An 18,681-nucleotide genomic window follows, 5' to 3' on the forward strand; every position below is an offset into this window, starting at 1 on the left:
ACGGCATTAAGGCCGGCTCCATTCCTTTTTTTCTTAGTTCACTTCTTCCAATCCCTTCAATTTTAAAAGAAAGCCCAGACCTATTACCGCCATGATAATCAATGACCCCAATGCCATCCTGCTCGCCAATGTACCGAGGTCATGGAATACCAACGTTATCGTTCCATATAAAAGCGGACCGATTATGGAAGAAACTTTTCCTGAGAAGGCAAATAGTCCAAAGAATTGCCCCCTCTTCTCATCCGGGGTCAATTCAATGATATATGTCCGTGATGTCACCCACATCGAACCTAGCGAAATGCCGAACATACTCCCTGCAACCCAGAACCATAAATCGGTTTGTGCAAAGACCGCTATAAATAAAGCAACCAAAAGCAGAACTCCCACATATGTCACAGCTAGCCGCGGCCCCTTCGACTGCGTGATGTATCCAAACAGAAACGATCCGGCAATACTCGATACTGTCGAAACCAAGTAAAGCAAAATGAATCCGCTTGAGGAAAATCCAACAACAGTCTTGGCATATACGGCCATCATGCCGATAGTGGTCGCAATCGCATCATTTAAAAAGAAATAAGCAATCATGAATGTAAAAACCGATCGATAGGATTGCATCTCTTTAAATGTGGATTTAATTTCCTTATAACCGGATAAAAAAGGTTGTTTCGCTTTTTGCTGTTTTGGAGACTCTTTTAAAAAAAAGAACAATGGAAGGGAAAAAACCAAAAATAAAATGGCCGTGGGAATAAAGGCTTCATGGGAACTCCCTTTACTTATGAATGGATAGATTGACAGGCCCACTAACGTTCCAAGGTAGCCTACCGCCACACCAAATCCTGATATAAGCGGCAATTGCTGTTTCGTGCCTAAATCACTCATCATCGTATCATAGAAAACAAGACTCGAATGATAGAAAAACTTTGCTATCACGAATAAAAGAATGACGATCGCTAAGGAAATTGGAATGCCTAGCAGCTTCCCATCGAACTTCGCCCCTCCAAATACCCCCATTAAAAATGTACATACAACAGAAATGAGTGTGAAAATCATAATGTATTTTTTCATTTTTCCCGTTCGATCGATCATGACACCGAACAGCGGGGAAAACAAAACAAGAAACAAACTGGCAATCGCATTTGCGTAGGAGATGAAGGTACTGGCAATCTGATCAAGAACGGCATTTTCCCCAATCTGTTCCTGAAGGAAGAATGGAAAGAAAATCGTATTGATATTAGAAGAAAAAATCGTATTGGCAAAATCGTAAAAAGCCCAAGAGAGAATGGGCAGGGAAAAATATAAACCAAAATTCCCCCTCCATTTTTTAGACTTCGGTTTCACCTGCAATTCCATCTGCTTTCCCCCCTTATTGATACTTAAATTATATGTATTCCATACCTTTCCAATAAATCCTTTAAGTTGGGATTATAACATTGTGTAAAACATGATTTTTCCCTGGCTAACATGTAAAATTGTGAAAGGAGGCTATCCTGAGAACTTCTTTTTATTCTTTTTAAAAATATTTAAGAATTTTAATTAATGTGCCTAATAGGAGTGTGAAAGATGATTGAATTTTTTCTTATTATCTTGGTAACCATACTTGTCCTGTTCGCCATCTATTCTAATCGAACAAAGGGTGTATTCCCTGAGGACTTCAAAATGCAGCATTCCCCTCTTAAAATTGGACATCGCGGTGCATCTGGATATTGCCCCGAGAATACAATGGCATCTTATAATAAAGCTATTGAATTGGGCGCTGATTTCCTGGAAGTGGATATCCATCTCAGTAAAGATGATGTACTTGTGGTTCATCATGACCCAACTCTGGATCGAACCACGAACGGCAAAGGGAACATCCGTGATTACTCGGCTGCCGAATTAAAGGAACTGGATGCAGGAAGCTGGTATCATTCCCGTTATAAAAACGAAAGGATTCCTTTACTAAGTGAGGTATTGGAGAATTTCGGGTCTAAAGTCGGAATCTTAATCGAATTAAAACATCCATCTGCTTATCCCGGCATTGAACAGAAACTTGCAGAGGAATTAGGAAAATTCCAGGAATATTCAACAAGTGAAAATAGGATAATGGTTCATTCGTTCGATATGGAATCCATGAAAAGGTTTCATCAATTAATGCCGGACATACAAGTGGGCGTTTTGATAAAACGGCGAATTACTGACCAAAAATTAAAGGAGATTGCCGAGTATGCATCATTTTTGAATCCAAAGCAAACGATTTTGAGTACGAAGCTGCAAATGCGAATCCAAAAGCACGGGATGAAAGTATATACATGGACCGTCAACAATAAAAAACAAATCCGCATGTTCAAAAAGATGCAGTTAGATGGGATCATTTCTGATTTTCCTGATTATTTTTTTGATTGAATCTTTGAAGGAATTTACCTTCTTTAATAATGTGACACCTGATTTTATAAATCCGCTCCCTTTCCCCGACTGTCTGCCAAGTCGCTTCAAAGCTATGGGAGTTTCGGTTAGCTATTCGGCAGGAGTCTCGCAAATTTCTTCAATCTAATAAGGGTTACAGTAAAAAAACATTAAGGATAATCTAGTCTCGATTTATAATCATGGTTCGGGGTGAGACCATTCCGAACCTCCTCCTTAAAAAAACTTTCCCGTTGTTTTCAGCCAGAGTCTTTTTTGGGGCCGTTCACGCATTTTCGACCCACACCGCACTTTATTCGACCGTTCACGCATTCTATTCGACCTACACCGCACTTTATTCGACCGTTCACGCATTCTATTCGACCCACACCGCACTTTATTCGACCGTTCACGCATTTTATTCGACCCACACCGCACTTTATTCGACCGTTCACGCATTTTATTCGACCCATCACCACACTTTATTCGACCGTTCACGCATATTCGACCCACACCACACTTTATTCGACCGTTCACGCATTCTATTCGACCCACACCGCACTTTATTCGACCGTTCACGCATTTTATTCGACCCACACCGCACTTTATTTAACCGTTCACGCATTATATTCGACCCACACCGCACTTTATTCGACCGTTCACGCATTTTTACGACCCACACCGCACTTTATTCGACCGTTCACGCATGTTCGACCCACACCGCACTTTATTCGACCGTTCACGCATTCTATTCGACCTACACTCAATTAGTTCGATTACAGCGTACTTTTTCGCCCCTTTTGTCCGTAACTGAACAATCCGCTAATGCGAATTTTAATAACAATGAAAGAATTGTATCTCATGCGCGTCCGTTCCATAATAGGCCCATCGCTGTTGACTTCGTCGCCATCGATAACCTGCCACGGCATTATAGCCAACATATGTGGGGTAAAACCAAAATGAGCGGCCATTTTTAAGCCAAACATACGTATGCTTGTATAAACACCCTTTCATTGAACCAGTGTCCATTGCCTTAGACATTCCATCGTGAAGTTGTGGAGTGAATAATGGCGGAGCTATATGAGGCGGGCCTCCTCCGTGCGGCGGCCGCGGGGGCGGCTGGTCCCCGTAGGACGGGCCAGGCGGGCCAGGAGGAGTCCTTACATCCATTATCTGATTTTCACATGAATATGGAGCTGCCAAGAAATCATTATCCTTTCGGAGATGTGCATTCTGATATTTATTTTCAGTACCGTTATGGTGGTTCTGTTGATTGAATGAATTGTATGGTTTCATACTTTTTCACCTCATAATTGAACTTCATTTATCCGTATGTAGACGAACGACCATATGTGCCTCTTCATTCCGAATTACTTGTCTTGACTCTGGTGTTCTATAGAATCTCTAATCGGAAATTTATGTACCAGTAAATATTCCCTGTTTATTTTTTGAAAAAATCCCTATATTTTTTGGCTTTCTTGTACTAGAATTTGATATAGTGTTCTTAATGATTTAAACTTATTTCAGTCCTTAAATCGTTTTTGGGGCCAACCGAACTACATTTTCTTATCTTAGAAAAAACGAGGGATTCCTATGTGGGAATTATTATTAGAATTCGATTATCAGACCGTTCGCCATGCGGTATGGGCAGGTTACTTATTTACCTTTGTCTTTCCACTGGCTGCGTTTTACTTCTTAAATAAAAAGCAATCGCTCTTGAACGACAAATATCAAGCTTCCGTTCATTCAGATAAAAGTAAATCCCCTGTTCAGAATGGCAGCACTTTTGACTGGCGCGGTGCACAGCGCTTTTTCACATTTATCCGGCAAAAGGATTCACCAGATGATTCCGATGAGCCAAGCCTCCTTCTTATTGTTTAAACAATAACAATTCGAGGAGGAAATTATATTGAAGAAGAAAAACATGTTACTAATTGCCGTCCTATTTCTGGCAACTACCCTTTTGACAGGTTGTTCAGCAGCAACGAGCGGTCCATTTCATACCGCTTTGGTTAACCCCATGACAAAAATGCTAGAATTTAATGCTAATTTATTTAATGGCAACTATGGTTTAAGCATCATCATGATGACATTTTTGATTCGCCTTGTCTTGCTTCCACTGACTGCCAAGCAATATAAAACACAGCTTAGCATGAAAACGAAGATGAATGGGCTGAAACCGGAAATGACTGCAATCCAGCAGAAAATCAAAGAGACGAAAGATCCAGCTAAACAAAAGGCCCTTCAACAGGAAATGATGCAGCTTTACCAAAAGCATGGAGTCAATCCTTTAAACATGGGCTGTTTGCCGCTCTTAATTCAAATGCCGATTCTAATGGGCTTTTATTATGCGATCCAAGGCTCCCATGAAATTGCGACCCATAATTTCCTTTGGTACAGCCTTGGTCAACCGAATATTGCCATGGCGATTATTGCTGGTGTCATTTATTACTTCCAATCGGTCATTTCCATGAGACAAATGCCGGAGGAACAGCAGAAACAAATGAAGATGATGAGCCTGCTCTCACCAGCAATGATTTTATTCATTTCTTTCTCTGCTCCTGCTGCTTTGCCGTTATATTGGTCAATCGGAGGTATATTCATGATCATTCAGTCCATCGTACTTAAGCGAATATATAAAAAAGATCATGCCGTTGTTCCGGCAGCAAATGAAACGGTTATGAAAAAAAGCTAATCCACTTGGATTAGCTTTTTTTTTCATACAGTGAAATTTTCGTGAGTAATGGCTAGCCTTGATGGAAAGTGGATTTTCAGTGCGACATCCACTTTTTTTATTTCTTCGGCAATGGATTTGTTGAAACCTTTTCGAAAAACTTCTCTACATATTCGAAATCCGTGTAAAAGAACAATAATAGGTCACCCGGTTGTGATGCTTCCCAGGCCTTTACGAAAGCATCCAATTCATTAGGTTCGATTATGGTCCGATCTTTTTGTAACCCTGCATCAATGGCAGCTTCCTGAAGCAGCCTGGCTACTTCTAACGGCTCCCTGCCCCGCAAATCATCGTCTTCTTTAATGATGAACAGGTCAGAATTCATGGCCGCCGCCTTGGAGAGCCTGGTAAGCTCTTCATCAATACGGTCCCCAGGTCCTGCCAAAACCGTGATAAGACGATTTTTGTTATAAGCACTGACCGTTTCGAATATGGCCTTCAATCCTGCTTCATTATGGGCATAGTCGATGATGATCGTGCGCTCTTTCAACTTCTTTAAATTAAAACGTCCTTTGGACAAATTCGTATCCGGCATAAATGTGGCAGCCTTCCTTCGTAGTTCCTCCATGGAAATGCCTTGAGTTTCGGCTGCAGCTAACGCCTGAAGTAAATTGGCGATATTATGTCGTGCCATGCCGGAAATCGTGATTGGAATTTTGGCGCAATCCATAAATTGATGGATGTCATTATCAGATGAATAACAGATTACACCTTGTTCATTGACGTACCAAACTTTACATCCCCCATTTATCGCAGCCTTCACGTGAGGCTGGGTGGCATCAGTAGAGGTGTAAATGACCTCTCCATCTGTATGAGCGTTCATGGCGGCTACATTCGGATCATCTGCATTCAGCACACAATAGCCTGTTTTCATTACGACTTCGGCTACAAGCCTCTTTAATTTAATGAGATCATCCAAAGTATCGATTCCATCACGGCCGAGGTGATCCTCGCTTACATTGGTAATGATCCCCACATCACATTTACGGAAAGCAAGACCTTCTCGAAGAATCCCTCCCCGGGCCGTTTCCAATACGGCTACATCAACTTCAGGATGGGCCAATACCATTCTTGCACTGACCGGACCACTGCAGTCACCTTGATCCAAAACCTCATCGCCGATATATACTCCATCAGAATTCGTCATACCCACTTTTGTATTTTCATTAGAAAGAAAATAATGAACCAATCGGGTCGTTGTCGTCTTTCCATTTGTTCCGGTCACTGCGATGATTGGTATAGCTGCCTCTTCCCGAGTCGGAAATAAATAATCGACAATGGCCTTGCCTACATTCCTTTTTTTCCCTTCGCTAGGATAATGATGCATTCGAATTCCCGGAGCAGCATTCACTTCAATAATCGCAGTCCGTGAATGTTCGATTGGTTTTGATATATCCTCACAGATAAAATCGATTCCAGCTATATCCAAACCGATCGCTTTCGCGGCAGCAACCGCCATATTCTTAATGGTTGGATGAACCTGATCCGTTACATCGATTGCCTTTCCACCAGTTGAAAGATTTGCATTGCCGACAACTTGAACCAATTCCCCTTGATCCGGAATGGTATCGAGCGTCCGATTCGATTTTTCCAAGTAACAGGTCACGGTATGTGTAAGTGGGATTTTTGACATCGGCTTCTCATGTCCTTCTCCCCGCAAATCATTATAATTTTCCTTTTCTATCAATTTACGAATTGATTCCTTACCGTTGCCAATAACATAGGGAGGAAGCCTCAAACTAGCGGCTATAAGTTCACCGTTGACTATCAGTAACCGATAATCATGTCCTTCAATATGCCGTTCGACTATGTACTTCTCCACATGCGACTCCAAACAATTGATTACATTGAATAGTTCATCCTTATTTTTGATATGGGTGATGACACCCTGCCCCTGCCTCCCATTATACGGTTTAATGACCAGCGGAAAACCCAGCCTGTCCGCCGAGGCAAAGATATCTTCGATGGAATGGGCAACTTCCCCTTCAGGTACAGGGAGGCCACACCCTCTTAAAATCGATTTGGTCAATGATTTGTCACATGAATTCTCAACGGCAATATTGGAAGTCTGGCTGGAAATTGTCGCCTGGACATACTTCTGCCTTGTACCGGTTCCTAAACGCAATAAGCTTTCATCACCCATCCGCTCGACAGGGATACCTTTTGCTTGTGCTGCCTTAAAAATGGCTTCAGTACTTGGCCCCAGTTTATTCTTATAATATAGCTGCTCTATTTGTTTTACATAAGATTGTACATTTATAAGCTTTTCACCATTCAGGATGGCTTCCGCTATATCTTTTGCTGCTAAAAAAGCTTGAAGACCTGAGTGAGGCTCTTCATAGTCAAAGGTCACATAATAAAAACCCTTCTTTTCCATCATTATCGTTTTTCCACGAATGGCTTCGATTCCGGCCAAGTTTTGAAGCTCAATCGTCATATGCTCCAATATATGTCCCATCCATGTTCCTTTTCTCAACCTCTCGGCAAAACCGCCTCGATACCCTTTTGAACATGTATGGCTTCCCAGGTTCGGGAGCAACTTTAACAATTTTTCATTGAATCCAGGTATTGAATCAGATGGTTTCTGTTCCAGTTCCCCTATATCCAATTCAATGCAAATCGTCGGTGTATAAGCAAAATAATTAGGTCCTTTTAAATAACGGACTCGATTGATTATCATTGTTGGATCCCCTTTTTCATCAACAATTTCCTTTTAAGCAGGTCAAAACGGTATCCCCTGGTTAGTGCATGAAGGTTAAATCCCGAAAGCGTCAACTCTTCACTGCCATTATCAGAAGATGTGATATTGATATAATCACTGGTGCTGCCATCAAGAACCAATACTTGATGTTGGCCAACTACTTCAAAATGACCGTCTTTAACTAAAATTGCTGTATTTTCATCAATGCCAATACCCATAATTTCCTTGTTCCCTGCTATCGCACTTAACAGGCGGTCAAAGCGGCCACGCTGAGAAAAATGTTGATCGATTATCAAACCGTCAAGGAAGCCGAAACCCAGCCCAATCTCAACCTTTAACTTATTGTCATTCAGCATCGTGTCAGCAGCAATGATCATATGCTTACCTAAAATGGAAGCGCCAGCACTTGTCCCTGCTATCACCATTCCTTTATGCCAGGCTTTAGAAAGGGCATCGTGGAATTTGGTTTTTCCAATCAGCTCAAACAATCGGCTTTGGTTTCCCCCTGAAATGAAGATGGCGGAAAAAGATTTCAGCTGTTCACAAATTGCCGGGTCATCTGCATCCTGCCTTGAATCCAGCTTGATCACTTCCACCCTGCCCACGCCTAAATCCCTGAAAATCTTGATATACTCTGTACTCACTTCCTCAGGAATTTCACTCGCTGTAGGCAATATTCCTATTCCGCCATCCCTATTACGGGTTGCAAGCTCGACAAATTTATTTAATACTTCACCTTCAAGGCACTTATCCTCTGCCCCGCCAATGATAAGTAATTCACCACAATTCATTTATCATACTCACCTTTACAAATGGATTAACATCATGAAATTGCTCAAAATAGAACACATAATGACTAGTATGGCAACTTCTATCAATCTTCATTCATAAAAATGGCAAACTGCAGAATTTTGTTTAACTTAATGAAAAGAGAGGAAAAGTAATAGAGTAAAAAAAATAAAAGGAGTGTGCAAAAATGAGCCAAAGCCAAATAAAAGAAAAAGTATTGAACATCATCCGTGATCATAAAATAGGAGTTTTATCCTCAGTTGAAAATAACAAACCACATTCACGCTATATGACATTCTTTAACGATGAGTTAACTTTATACACACCAACGAGTGGAAAGACGGAAAAAATTGAGGAAATTGAAAAGAATCCAAATGTTCATATCCTGATCGGCTATGATAATAATGGATTGGGCGATTCTTACCTGGAAATCTCAGGTACCTCGAAAATAAACGATTCTCAGGAGCTGAAGGATAAATTATGGAATGAGTCCTTTGAAGATTGGTTTGAAGGTCCGAAGGATCCGAATTATTTAATCCTGCAAATTAAGCCGGAAAGCATCCGGTTAATGAACAACAACGGTGAACCTCCACAAGAATTATCATTGTAAATCTTTATATTTTGTACTTACGTCAATTCACGAGTATTACGCTCAAACTCACGAGTAAATGGCCCAAACTTACGAGTAAAACGCCAAAACTCACGAGTATTTGATCAAAATTCACGAGTATTACGCCAAATCACGAATAAATGACCGAAATTCACGTGTATTACACTAAAACACAGTACTACACTAAAAATATCGCTAAAAAACAGTTAAAAGCCCGCACATGAGTGCGGGCTTTTTTCACAATTATACTAGCTCTGATTGGATATAGTGCAAAATCAGATTGGCTGTATGCTTTAATGAAGAGACATGTGTCCGCTCGAAGGCGTGTGAAGCATCGATTCCCGGTCCGATCAGACCATGTACGACATCATAGCCTGCCCGGATTGCAGCGGAAGCGTCCGATCCATAATATGGATAAATATCGACGCGGTAGTCGACGGCATTTGCTTGGGCAAGTGAAACTAAATGCTGACGCAGTTTATAATGATATGGACCTGAGGAGTCTTTTGCGCAAATGGAAACGCTGAATTCATCCGTCGTTTGTCCATCACCGATCGCGCCCATATCGACAGCTAGATATTCGACTGTTTTCTCAGGGATATTGGAATTTCCGCCATAGCCGATTTCTTCATTGTTGGAAATCAAGAAATGAGTCGTATATGCCAGTTTTATCTTTCCTGCGGAAATGAGGTCAATGATATGAAGGAGGATGCCAACGCTAGCTTTATCATCCAAATGCCTTGATTTCAAAAAGCCTGTATCCGTCACTTCCACTCTCGGTTCAAAGGAGACAAAATCTCCAACAGAAATGCCAATGGCCTCGGTTTCCGCTTTAGTTTTCACGACAGCATCTATCCGGACCTCTATTGTCTCATCATCACGCTTGGCATCGCCGGCATTTTTATATACGTGGACAGAGGTCTGATTGATTAAAATGGTCCCGGTGATAATAGCTCCGTCAGCTGTATGGATTTTACAATACTCCCCTTCCACTGAGTTCCAGCGGAAACCGCCGATCATCGTCAATTTGAGGCGGCCATTCGCTTTGATTTCCTTTACCATGGCTCCCAGAGTATCGACATGGGCAGTCAGCAAGCGATGTTTGCCATCATCTTCGCCCTTTAATGTAGCAACCAATGCTCCTTTATTCGTGATGTTGTAAGGAACCTTCCTCTGCTCCATGAAATCGGCAGCATATTTAATGGCTTGCTCAGTATAGCCGGAGGGGCTGGGTATGGACACCAATTCTTTTATGTAAGATACGATTTCTTTTTCTTCGATTACGCTCAAGCATATCTCTCCTTTCCTCTTTGTTCATTATATCTTTTCATGGCAACTTTTAACATATTAAAAGACCGCCAAAAGGCGGTCCTTTAATCGATTTAACTCATAAAAGCCAGGACAGGCAACATGGCCATAACTAATGTTGAAATTCCATATAACGCTAAATTCTCCATATTCACTTTCCTTTTCCACTTATCGCGCCATACTTTGTATCTGTCCATATCTTCGTTCCTCATAAAAAAAACCTCCTTCATGATGAAAGTTCAACTTACTTCAACTGTCTTTGTTTGTTGGACATTTCCTTCATATATTCTAAGAAGGCAATTCTCTTTTCGTCTGGATAGGCTACAATGTCTGCAATGATTTCCTCTTCGAGAGGATTCAGTAAACGGCCAACCGATTCAGTAAACAATATTTCTAACTCTCTCTTTGTTTCATTAGGATTTCTCACTTCCATCCATATCACCCTTCCAATTACTTACTATTATCTATATAACCTTTATCCTCTATATTGAAACTCAAAAAAATCGACCGCCCATAAAGGCAGTCGATTATCATCAATTAAATTATTTCGTTACCCCGACATTATGCCACTGATATTGGCGGCCTGCGAGATAATCATAACCTGTAACGCGTTCATTCACTCCAGCCAATTGATAACGGAATAATGTCGGAATGACCGGAACCTCTTCATGGATCAATTCCTGCCACTCATTATACGTATCGATTCGATATTGATCATCGAAGGCTTCCTCTGAAATCCCTTTAGCAAGGAGCTCATCATTTTTTTCACTTACCCAGCGGGTATAGTTAAATTCTGCAGATCTGGACCAAATTCCAGATGGATCAGGATCGGAAGCGACACCCCATGCAGCGGAATATACATCAACCTCGTCATTATCCTTTTTCAGCAGGTCATAGAATGAATTGAACTCATGCAGCCTTCCATCCTGCAATTCGACGTCCAAACCTACTTGTTCCCATTGCTGGATATAATACTTTGCTAGTGGCTCAGAAACATCGGAACCGCTCATGGAAGCAAAATTGATCTTGAACTCTTTTCCGTCTGCATCTTCACGAATGCCATCATTATTCGTATCTACAAAACCTGCTTCATCCAAAAGTTTTTTTGCTTTTTCAGGATTATATTCATATGCTTTTAAATCTTTATTATTATATTTAAAGTTCGGTGTAATGACAGAGTTGGCAGGGAAGCGAAGGCCCTTGAACATCTTTTCTCCAACTTCTTCATTATTGATGGCATATGCCATTGCCTGACGAAGGCGTTTATCACCGAATTTCGGGTTCTCATCCATAACGTTTTCTTCTTTTTCCTTATCATAATGGCCGAAGTTGAAGCCAATATAGGAATAAGCCAATTCAACTTTCCCCAATAATTCAATGTTATCCAATTCCTTGGCCTGATCATATTGCTCAGCCAGGACCTCCGCTACATCGAGGTCACCATTTTCAAGTGACTTGACAACAACGGCCGGATTTACGACTTTTAATGTGACACTGTCCAATTTAGGTTCACCGCGGTAATAATCTTTATTCGCTTCGAATTCAACCGCTTCCCCTTGAACGATTTTCTTCACTTTAAATGGTCCAAAGCCAATCGGATTTTTACGGATTTTATCCGAAGATTCCAAATCTGCAATCGGAACATCTTTTAAGTATTCTTTATGAAGCGGGTATGTCCATAATCCAGTCGTGACGGAAGGATTCGCTTTTTTGAAAGTGAAAGTGATTTTCTTGCCATCGACTTTAATGCCTGAAATCTTATCCGCTTTCCCTTCATGATACTCCTCCATACCCTCGATTAAAGCCATTTGCTCATCATAGCGTACACCTTTGTAATCTTTGCTTCCCATGACAAGGTATGCATATTCTAAATCAGCACCTGTCACCGGCTTTCCATCATGCCAATTCACATTATCCTTAATCGTCAGCGTAACCGTTTTATGATCATCCGAAATTTCATAGGAAGCGGCACCTTCATTTGTGAAAACATAGTTTTCGTCTGTATCCAATAAATCTTCATCAAAGAATGTGATAACTTGGTTATCAGGCTCGCCTTGATAGAAAACTTTGTTTAATATCCCTTCAAACGGGGTATCGGATACCAATCCATATGTCAAATGGCCGCCTTTAATCGGCTCTCCTTGATTCGTCGTCTTTGTCGGGAATTTAGAGGTATCGACCTGTTCGACATCTTTCCCTTTTTTCTCTTTCGTTGATGATTTCTCCGTATCATCCGAACATGCAGCAAGCAGTAGAGACGAAATGGCCAATGCACTTAATACCTTACTGTAGCTTTTGATTTTCATATCATACACTCCCCTTTTTTATCCTCTTCTTTGTCTTGCATCGGCTGCGCGTTTTAACGCTTGACCAACGAAATTTATACTCAGCATCAACACTAAAATCATGAGTGATGCGGGTACCCATATCCACCACTTGTTTTCCAGAACATCTGGATTTCGAGCATAACTGATGAGCGTCCCTAAACTCGGTGTGCTCTCCGGGAGACCGAATCCTAAGAAAGTCAAACTGGATTCTAGGCCAATATTGCCAGCAAGGTTCAAAATGAAGTTAACGATGATCAGTGAACTGACATTGGGCAGAAGCTGAAACAGAATGATTTTCCAATGTGGCGTCCCGAGTGTCTGTGAGGCGTGGATATAATCCAGCTCACGCTCTGACAAAGCCTTTGAACGAATCAGCCGGGCCTTGCCTGTCCATAAAAACATCGTCATGATTAAAATGAAAACATATACATTGAAGATCGGTACAATCACGACTACCACGATGATGAACATCAATTGCGGCAGGGCAATCACGAAGTCGATAATACGCATGATCACATTATCGGTTGCCCCGCCGAAGTAGCCAGCCAGAAGCCCTAATGATAAACCGATGATAGCGGTGAATAATGTTATGAATAAACTGATCGTGAATGAATTTCTCGTACCCACTATCAATTGTGCAAATACATCCCGGCCGCCATAATCGGTTCCAAGCCAATAGTCTGAAGATGGTTCCATATAAATGGAGAGAAAATCAACCTTGGCTATTTCCTTGGCGTCCATGAAGAGGGACGCACCGTAAACAAATATCAATATGGCTGCTAATATAATCAATGAGCCCATGGCAAGCTTATCCTTTTTGATTTCCTGCCAGATGATTTTGATTCCTGAAGGGCTCACATCTTTCACTTGTATGTTCTTTCCGGTTTCTACTTTCATTTCCATACGACTCACCCCGCTCCTATTCTATCCGTATGCGCGGATCGACCGCACTAAGTATGATGTCCGAAAGAAGAGTGCCAAGCAGAGTGGCAAATCCCGTCATCATGACGATGGCCGTGACAACACTGAAATCCCGCAGACTGACTGAACTAAGGAAAAGCTGCCCAAGTCCCGGATAACTGAAAATGGTCTCGATTATGACCGCACCGCCGATCAATCCAGTAATTTCATAACCTAAGAATGCCGCTATCGGTAAAAAGGAATTTCTCAGGATATGCCGTGAATATACTTTTGATTCAGGCACTCCCTTCGAACGCGCTGTCCTAACGAAATCCTTGATTTTATTATCGATGATTTCGTTTCGCAAATATTGGATCGTACTTGTTGTTGCAATTAAAGCTGTACTTAATGCTGGTAAAATCAAATGATTGATCTTGCTTACAACATAGGCGAATGTTCCTTCATCCACCTTTGAATCGACACTGCCGCCAGACGGGAACCAATCCAGGGCAAATCCGAAAACGAATAACATGATTAAAGCAAAAATGAAAATCGGCGTGCCAAATCCTACATAGCTATAACCCGTAACGGTTTTATCCACCCAGGTATCGTTATACCTTCCGCTAAGTATGCCTAATGGAATCGCAAGCATATATGTAAAGATAAGCGTGACCAACGCCAGGAACACCGTGTTCCAAAGCCTGTCTTCGATAACATCCATGACGGGCGTCTTATGTGTATAGGAAATACCGAAATCCCCCTGTACTGCATTGGATGCCCACCTTATATATTGTTGGTACCAAGGGTCATTCAAACCCAGTTCTTCCCTGATCCTATCAAGCTCGGCCGGGTTGGCCCTAGGATTGATTTCCTGACCTGACAGTGCATCTCCCGGCATTGCTTTTGCCATCATGAAAACGATGATGCTCAATAAAAAGAGCTGCGGGATCATAACTAATAAACGCCTTAGGATAAACTTCCACATATTCCTTACACCTCCTTATTGTAATGCGACTCTATGTGTCGATGAGATTGGCTTCAAATCGTAGGCACGTCCATCCTCATCGAAATATTTTGAGTAGGTAGACTCATATTCCGAGGTGAGTTTTTTTCTAAGCTGCACTTTATCTTCGCGAGCTTCCGGCTCTAAATCCGGAATGGCGGCAATCAGGCGCTTCGTGTATATATGTTGCGGATTTTCATAGATTTCCTCGCTTTTGCCTTCCTCTACCAATCTACCGCGATACATAACGCCCATCCGGTCACACATATGCCGGATTACACCTAAGTCATGACCCACAAATAAATAAGTCAAATTGAACTCCTGTTGGAGATCCTGAAGGAAATTCAATACCTGTGCCTGAACGGAAACATCCAGTGCTGACACCGGTTCATCCGCAATGATCAGTTTAGGTTTCAATGTCAAAGACCTGGCAATCCCAATCCGCTGGCGCTGCCCCCCCGAAAATTCATGAGGATACTTGTGAATCGATTCCGGACTGAGTCCGACTTTGTCCAAGAAGTCCTGGACGATTTTCTTTTCCTCTGAAGGTGATAAACGTTCAAAGTTCCTCAGCGGTTCGGCAATGATGTCCAGTACCCTCTTCTTGGGATTCAATGATGAATACGGGTCTTGGAAAATCATTTGGATATCTTTTCTAAATGGTTTAATTTCTTTTCTACTTAAGGATGCTAAATCCCTGCCTTCAAACAGGATTTGTCCGGATGTGACATCATTCAGCTTGACCACTGCCTTGCCTGTCGTGGACTTGCCGCTTCCGGATTCCCCGACCAAACCATATGTTTCCCCTTGCTGCAACTCAAAGGAAACACCGTCCACGGCCTTTACGTGATCAACCACCCTTCTGAAAAAACCGCCCCTTATTGGAAAATGCACTTTCAGATTATCTAATTTGAGTAATGTCATGGGCCGATGCATCTCCTTCAGCTTGAAAATAAAATTCTTTATAGCACGTACAGCGCACAAAATGATCGTTGCCCACTTCGTGAAGCCGGGGTGTCTCTTCATGCGCATGCTTAGGTATCCAAGGAATCCTATCTTGGAAGCGACATCCTATCCGATCCATTTTCGCTATCGATGGAACGATTCCCTCGATAACGTGCAACCGATTTTTCTCGTTTGCAGCCGAAGGAATCGAATTTAATAACGACCTTGTATATGGATGTAGCGGATTGTTGAATATCTCTTTAACACTTCCCGTTTCCACTACCTGACCTGCATACATGACAACGATCCTGTCAGCGACCTCTGCAACGACACTCAGATCATGTGTAATTAAGATGATCCCCATTTTTGTCCTGCTTTGGATATCCTTCAGCAGATCAAGTATTTGTGCTTGAATCGTAACATCCAGTGCCGTGGTGGGTTCATCGGCAATGATAAGTGCAGGGTTGCAAGCAATGGCAATCGATATCATTGCCCTTTGCCGCATTCCGCCCGAGAGCTCATGCGGATATTGCTTGTACGTCCGTTCAGGATATGGAATTCCCACTTGTGTCAAAAGTTCGATCGTCCTGTTCTTTTTTTCAGCACTGGAGAGTTCCGTATGGTAATCAAGATTCTCCTCGATCTGTTTTCCTATGGTCATGAGCGGGTTCAAAGCCGTTAATGGTTCCTGGAATATCATACCTAATTCCTTACCACGGACTTTATTCATTTGCACATCATTCAACTTTAGGAGATTTTGTCCTTTATAATTGATATTTCCTTCGGATTTCGTTCTCTGCTTATTATGTAATTGCATGATAGATAAGGCCAAGGCACTCTTTCCACAACCTGATTCTCCAACAACGGCTACAATTTCATTTTCATTCACCGTAAACGAAATATCATCCACCGCTGCATGATATTTGCTACCGATGCGAAATGAGGTAGTTAGGTTCTCTATTTGTAAAATAGCTTTCTTCATCCTTGCTCCCCCTAAACTATTTTATCGGGAAAATAATTAATCTTCTGATAATTAGTTAAAATTTTAATCAATTTTTTACATTTATACAATAGTTTTTATAGAAAATAATCACATTTTTTTCAAATTTTGTAACTTAAGGAATAATTTTCTGCAATAAAAAATCGTTTCCTTTACACCTGTTATACAGTAAAGTTTTGAAGTCCGATTAAATATATAGAATCAATAATTTTGAATTTATTATTTCAAGATATCTTTTTTGAAGATATTGCCCATTTATTAACCTTGACCTTTTACGTACCGCGGATTGGTTCCGAATGAAGTATTTTAATATTTCAGAAAAATTAGTATATTTGTAAGAATATCATAGAAAAGGTAATTACTTCATATATATTTCAATACTTTTAAAAAAACACCAAATTTTCACGTAATGCAATGAAACCTTTTTAAAACAGATTCGTAGAAAATGGTAGAAAAAAATGATGAGGTGATTGAATGTATTCACAAACTGTACAAACATATATGCCGTCCGTCATGCGGACGTTCGCTTTATCACTTGCCGTTTCCGTTTTAGGGATGGCTCTCGGCACTCTTGTACCGCCATCGTTGTTTCTTCCCTTGGCGATACTTGAGATCGCCATGTTGATTGGAGCATTCATATTGCGGAGGAAAAAAGCCATCGGCTACACATTTTTGTATAGTTTCACGTTGATTTCTGGAATTACAACCTATCCGATCATCGCACACTACCTAGCTGCTGCAGGGGCAAATGTGGTGATCCTGGCAGGTGTTACGACTACAGTCGTATTTGGAGGACTGGCGGTTTATGCTTCAACCACCAAAAGGGACCTTTCTTTCTTGGGAGGAATGTTATTTGCAGCCTTGCTAGCTTTAGTGGTCATTAGTATTTTCAACATTTTCTCTCCATTAAGCTCTACAGCCATGCTGGTCTTTTCCTTTATCGGGATTTTAGTTTTCAGTGGGTATATTTTATATGATTTCAATAGAATGAAGCATTACGGGGTAACAGCCGAAGAAGTACCGCTCATGGCCTTGAATCTTTATCTTGATTTCATTAACCTATTCATTAACATCTTGCGTTTCTTTGGTATTTTGGCAAGCGATGACTAAAGTGCTACTATCAAACCTAACAAGATAACATAAGAAAGACGCTTGGACTTATCCAAGCGTCTTTTCACATTTCTTTCCCATACGGTTAAGCAGTAAAATGTGAGTACCGATTTTCCCAAAACCCCTGGCGATGAATAAAAGACCAAATCACAATGAATTTGGTCTCAATCATTAATTAGAACAGCAGAAGGGGTGCGTATCTTATTTATATAATCCTGGATTTGATTGATCGGTCCATGGCAGTTTCACTCCGAAAGTGCTAGCAATGAACTGTGTATCTTCCCTTCGTTTTTTCCTTATTTGGGCCCGTTGTTTTGCTGATTCATTTAAATTCATTTCCATCTCTGTTTCAGGAACCAAACGCGGAACCGGAATTGGTTTACCTTCTTCATTAATGGCAACAAATGTCAAGAATGAAATAACACATAAATTCCGGGCTCCTGTAACTAAATCCTCTGCAATCACCTTTACGATGATTTCCATTGATGTTCTTCCTGTATACGTCACGAAGCTTTCAAGGCAAACTGCATTTCCTTCGTGAATAGGATGCAGGAAATCGACAGAATCAGTTGATGCAGTAACGACGTTGCTTCGCGCATGACGCATGGCTGATATAGCCGCTACATCATCAATGTATGCCATTAATTTGCCTCCGAACATCGTACCAATATTATTTGTATCCGGCGGGAGGACAAGGCTTGTTTTTATGACCAAAGAGTCCCGGCAATTTTTTGTTTCTTCCATGGTGACTGCACTCCTTTATGTCTGATTTCTCACTAGTCCACTTTATCGAATTCTTACCTGTAAAGCAATTCACATGCTTATTTTCCTGCTTTTAGTCAAAATTATGCGGCTTATGACGAAGCCAAACACTT

18 protein-coding genes are annotated in these 18,681 nt (G+C 41.3%); 5 read left to right on the forward strand and 13 right to left on the reverse strand.

Annotation, left to right across the window (positions count from 1 at the left end; all coding sequences use genetic code 11):
* Positions 1–33: 33 nt before the first annotated feature.
* Positions 34–1,350: an MFS transporter gene (locus tag ACFVS1_RS14610; RefSeq protein ID WP_387548333.1), complete on the reverse strand. Its 1,317-nt coding sequence runs from the start codon at positions 1,348–1,350 to the stop codon at positions 34–36.
* A 210-nt stretch (positions 1,351–1,560) separates the two neighbouring features.
* On the opposite strand from ACFVS1_RS14610, the gene ACFVS1_RS14615 reads away from it, so the two are divergent.
* Positions 1,561–2,382: a glycerophosphodiester phosphodiesterase gene (locus ACFVS1_RS14615; RefSeq protein ID WP_387548335.1), complete on the forward strand. Its 822-nt coding sequence runs from the start codon at positions 1,561–1,563 to the stop codon at positions 2,380–2,382.
* An 831-nt stretch (positions 2,383–3,213) separates the two neighbouring features.
* On the opposite strand, the gene ACFVS1_RS14620 is transcribed toward ACFVS1_RS14615, so the two are convergent.
* Entirely contained in the window at positions 3,214–3,675 is a 462-nt protein-coding gene (locus ACFVS1_RS14620) for a hypothetical protein (RefSeq protein WP_387548338.1), read from the reverse strand.
* Between the two features lie 297 nt (positions 3,676–3,972).
* Between ACFVS1_RS14620 and ACFVS1_RS14625 the strand changes: the two genes are divergently transcribed.
* Positions 3,973–4,260: a hypothetical protein gene (locus ACFVS1_RS14625; protein WP_387548341.1), complete on the forward strand. Its 288-nt coding sequence runs from the start codon at positions 3,973–3,975 to the stop codon at positions 4,258–4,260.
* A gap of 28 nt (positions 4,261–4,288) precedes the next feature.
* Positions 4,289–5,074: a membrane protein insertase YidC gene (gene yidC, locus ACFVS1_RS14630; protein ID WP_387548344.1), complete on the forward strand. Its 786-nt coding sequence runs from the start codon at positions 4,289–4,291 to the stop codon at positions 5,072–5,074.
* 97 nt (positions 5,075–5,171) lie between these two features.
* Here the strand turns inward: yidC and cphA are convergent, their stop codons facing one another.
* Complete coding sequence (gene cphA / locus ACFVS1_RS14635) at positions 5,172–7,793, reverse strand: cyanophycin synthetase (RefSeq protein WP_387548347.1); 2,622 nt, start codon at positions 7,791–7,793, stop codon at positions 5,172–5,174.
* The gene (locus tag ACFVS1_RS14640) at positions 7,790–8,605 is read right to left on the reverse strand and encodes a cyanophycinase (protein ID WP_352921763.1); all 816 of its coding nucleotides are present in this window, start codon (positions 8,603–8,605) and stop codon (positions 7,790–7,792) included. The genes cphA and ACFVS1_RS14640 overlap by 4 nt, the downstream gene beginning before the upstream one ends.
* A 185-nt stretch (positions 8,606–8,790) precedes the next feature.
* Here ACFVS1_RS14640 and ACFVS1_RS14645 point away from each other — a divergent pair, with 185 nt between their 5' ends.
* Complete coding sequence (locus ACFVS1_RS14645; protein ID WP_387548350.1) at positions 8,791–9,213, forward strand: pyridoxamine 5'-phosphate oxidase family protein; 423 nt, start codon at positions 8,791–8,793, stop codon at positions 9,211–9,213.
* A gap of 243 nt (positions 9,214–9,456) precedes the next feature.
* On the opposite strand, the gene ACFVS1_RS14650 is transcribed toward ACFVS1_RS14645, so the two are convergent.
* The 8 genes from ACFVS1_RS14650 to ACFVS1_RS14685 all read right to left on the reverse strand — a co-directional run bounded on the left by ACFVS1_RS14650 (position 9,457) and on the right by ACFVS1_RS14685 (position 16,678).
* Positions 9,457–10,503 (reverse strand): M42 family metallopeptidase, encoded by a 1,047-nt coding sequence (locus ACFVS1_RS14650; protein WP_387548353.1) that lies wholly within the window; start codon positions 10,501–10,503, stop codon positions 9,457–9,459.
* Positions 10,504–10,595: 92 nt separating this feature from the next.
* Positions 10,596–10,733, reverse strand: coding sequence for a hypothetical protein (locus ACFVS1_RS14655; RefSeq protein ID WP_241590503.1), 138 nt, complete (start codon positions 10,731–10,733; stop codon positions 10,596–10,598).
* A gap of 32 nt (positions 10,734–10,765) precedes the next feature.
* Positions 10,766–10,954 carry a hypothetical protein gene (locus ACFVS1_RS14660; RefSeq protein WP_352921767.1) on the reverse strand — a complete coding sequence of 63 codons (189 nt, stop codon included), beginning with the start codon at positions 10,952–10,954 and terminating at the stop codon, positions 10,766–10,768.
* Positions 10,955–11,063: 109 nt separating this feature from the next.
* Positions 11,064–12,827 (reverse strand): oligopeptide ABC transporter substrate-binding protein, encoded by a 1,764-nt coding sequence (gene opp4A, locus ACFVS1_RS14665; RefSeq protein WP_352921769.1) that lies wholly within the window; start codon positions 12,825–12,827, stop codon positions 11,064–11,066.
* 18 nt (positions 12,828–12,845) lie between these two features.
* Complete coding sequence (locus ACFVS1_RS14670; RefSeq protein ID WP_387549368.1) at positions 12,846–13,745, reverse strand: ABC transporter permease; 900 nt, start codon at positions 13,743–13,745, stop codon at positions 12,846–12,848.
* Between the two features lie 22 nt (positions 13,746–13,767).
* Positions 13,768–14,733, reverse strand: coding sequence for an oligopeptide ABC transporter permease (opp4B, locus tag ACFVS1_RS14675; RefSeq protein WP_137018948.1), 966 nt, complete (start codon positions 14,731–14,733; stop codon positions 13,768–13,770).
* Between the two features lie 15 nt (positions 14,734–14,748).
* The gene (locus tag ACFVS1_RS14680; protein ID WP_387548357.1) at positions 14,749–15,675 is read right to left on the reverse strand and encodes an ABC transporter ATP-binding protein; all 927 of its coding nucleotides are present in this window, start codon (positions 15,673–15,675) and stop codon (positions 14,749–14,751) included.
* Positions 15,653–16,678 carry an ABC transporter ATP-binding protein gene (locus tag ACFVS1_RS14685; RefSeq protein ID WP_387548360.1) on the reverse strand — a complete coding sequence of 342 codons (1,026 nt, stop codon included), beginning with the start codon at positions 16,676–16,678 and terminating at the stop codon, positions 15,653–15,655. The genes ACFVS1_RS14680 and ACFVS1_RS14685 overlap by 23 nt, the downstream gene beginning before the upstream one ends.
* Before the next feature lie 492 nt (positions 16,679–17,170).
* Between ACFVS1_RS14685 and ACFVS1_RS14690 the strand changes: the two genes are divergently transcribed.
* Positions 17,171–17,806 carry a Bax inhibitor-1/YccA family protein gene (locus ACFVS1_RS14690; protein WP_352921774.1) on the forward strand — a complete coding sequence of 212 codons (636 nt, stop codon included), beginning with the start codon at positions 17,171–17,173 and terminating at the stop codon, positions 17,804–17,806.
* 201 nt (positions 17,807–18,007) lie between these two features.
* On the opposite strand, the gene ACFVS1_RS14695 is transcribed toward ACFVS1_RS14690, so the two are convergent.
* Complete coding sequence (locus ACFVS1_RS14695; RefSeq protein ID WP_034314279.1) at positions 18,008–18,550, reverse strand: acyl-CoA thioesterase; 543 nt, start codon at positions 18,548–18,550, stop codon at positions 18,008–18,010.
* Between the last annotated feature and the right edge of the window lie 131 nt (positions 18,551–18,681).

Source organism: Peribacillus sp. NPDC058075, assembly GCF_042885195.1.
Classification (GTDB): Bacteria; Bacillota; Bacilli; order Bacillales; family DSM-1321; genus Peribacillus.

What these genes read in the sequence shown, in the direction of transcription:
- ACFVS1_RS14610 (WP_387548333.1), bottom strand. Translation starts at nt 1,350, where the DNA reads ATGGAATTGCAGGTGAAACCGAAGTCTAAAAAATGGAGGGGGAATTTT.
- ACFVS1_RS14615 (WP_387548335.1), top strand. Translation starts at nt 1,561, where the DNA reads ATGATTGAATTTTTTCTTATTATCTTGGTAACCATACTTGTCCTGTTC.
- ACFVS1_RS14620 (WP_387548338.1), bottom strand. Translation starts at nt 3,675, where the DNA reads ATGAAACCATACAATTCATTCAATCAACAGAACCACCATAACGGTACT.
- ACFVS1_RS14625 (WP_387548341.1), top strand. Translation starts at nt 3,973, where the DNA reads ATGTGGGAATTATTATTAGAATTCGATTATCAGACCGTTCGCCATGCG.
- cphA (WP_387548347.1), bottom strand. Translation starts at nt 7,793, where the DNA reads ATGATAATCAATCGAGTCCGTTATTTAAAAGGACCTAATTATTTTGCT.
- ACFVS1_RS14640 (WP_352921763.1), bottom strand. Translation starts at nt 8,605, where the DNA reads ATGAATTGTGGTGAATTACTTATCATTGGCGGGGCAGAGGATAAGTGC.
- ACFVS1_RS14645 (WP_387548350.1), top strand. Translation starts at nt 8,791, where the DNA reads ATGAGCCAAAGCCAAATAAAAGAAAAAGTATTGAACATCATCCGTGAT.
- ACFVS1_RS14655 (WP_241590503.1), bottom strand. Translation starts at nt 10,733, where the DNA reads ATGAGGAACGAAGATATGGACAGATACAAAGTATGGCGCGATAAGTGG.
- ACFVS1_RS14660 (WP_352921767.1), bottom strand. Translation starts at nt 10,954, where the DNA reads ATGGAAGTGAGAAATCCTAATGAAACAAAGAGAGAGTTAGAAATATTG.
- opp4A (WP_352921769.1), bottom strand. Translation starts at nt 12,827, where the DNA reads ATGAAAATCAAAAGCTACAGTAAGGTATTAAGTGCATTGGCCATTTCG.
- ACFVS1_RS14670 (WP_387549368.1), bottom strand. Translation starts at nt 13,745, where the DNA reads ATGAAAGTAGAAACCGGAAAGAACATACAAGTGAAAGATGTGAGCCCT.
- opp4B (WP_137018948.1), bottom strand. Translation starts at nt 14,733, where the DNA reads ATGTGGAAGTTTATCCTAAGGCGTTTATTAGTTATGATCCCGCAGCTC.
- ACFVS1_RS14680 (WP_387548357.1), bottom strand. Translation starts at nt 15,675, where the DNA reads ATGACATTACTCAAATTAGATAATCTGAAAGTGCATTTTCCAATAAGG.
- ACFVS1_RS14685 (WP_387548360.1), bottom strand. Translation starts at nt 16,678, where the DNA reads ATGAAGAAAGCTATTTTACAAATAGAGAACCTAACTACCTCATTTCGC.
- ACFVS1_RS14690 (WP_352921774.1), top strand. Translation starts at nt 17,171, where the DNA reads ATGTATTCACAAACTGTACAAACATATATGCCGTCCGTCATGCGGACG.
- ACFVS1_RS14695 (WP_034314279.1), bottom strand. Translation starts at nt 18,550, where the DNA reads ATGGAAGAAACAAAAAATTGCCGGGACTCTTTGGTCATAAAAACAAGC.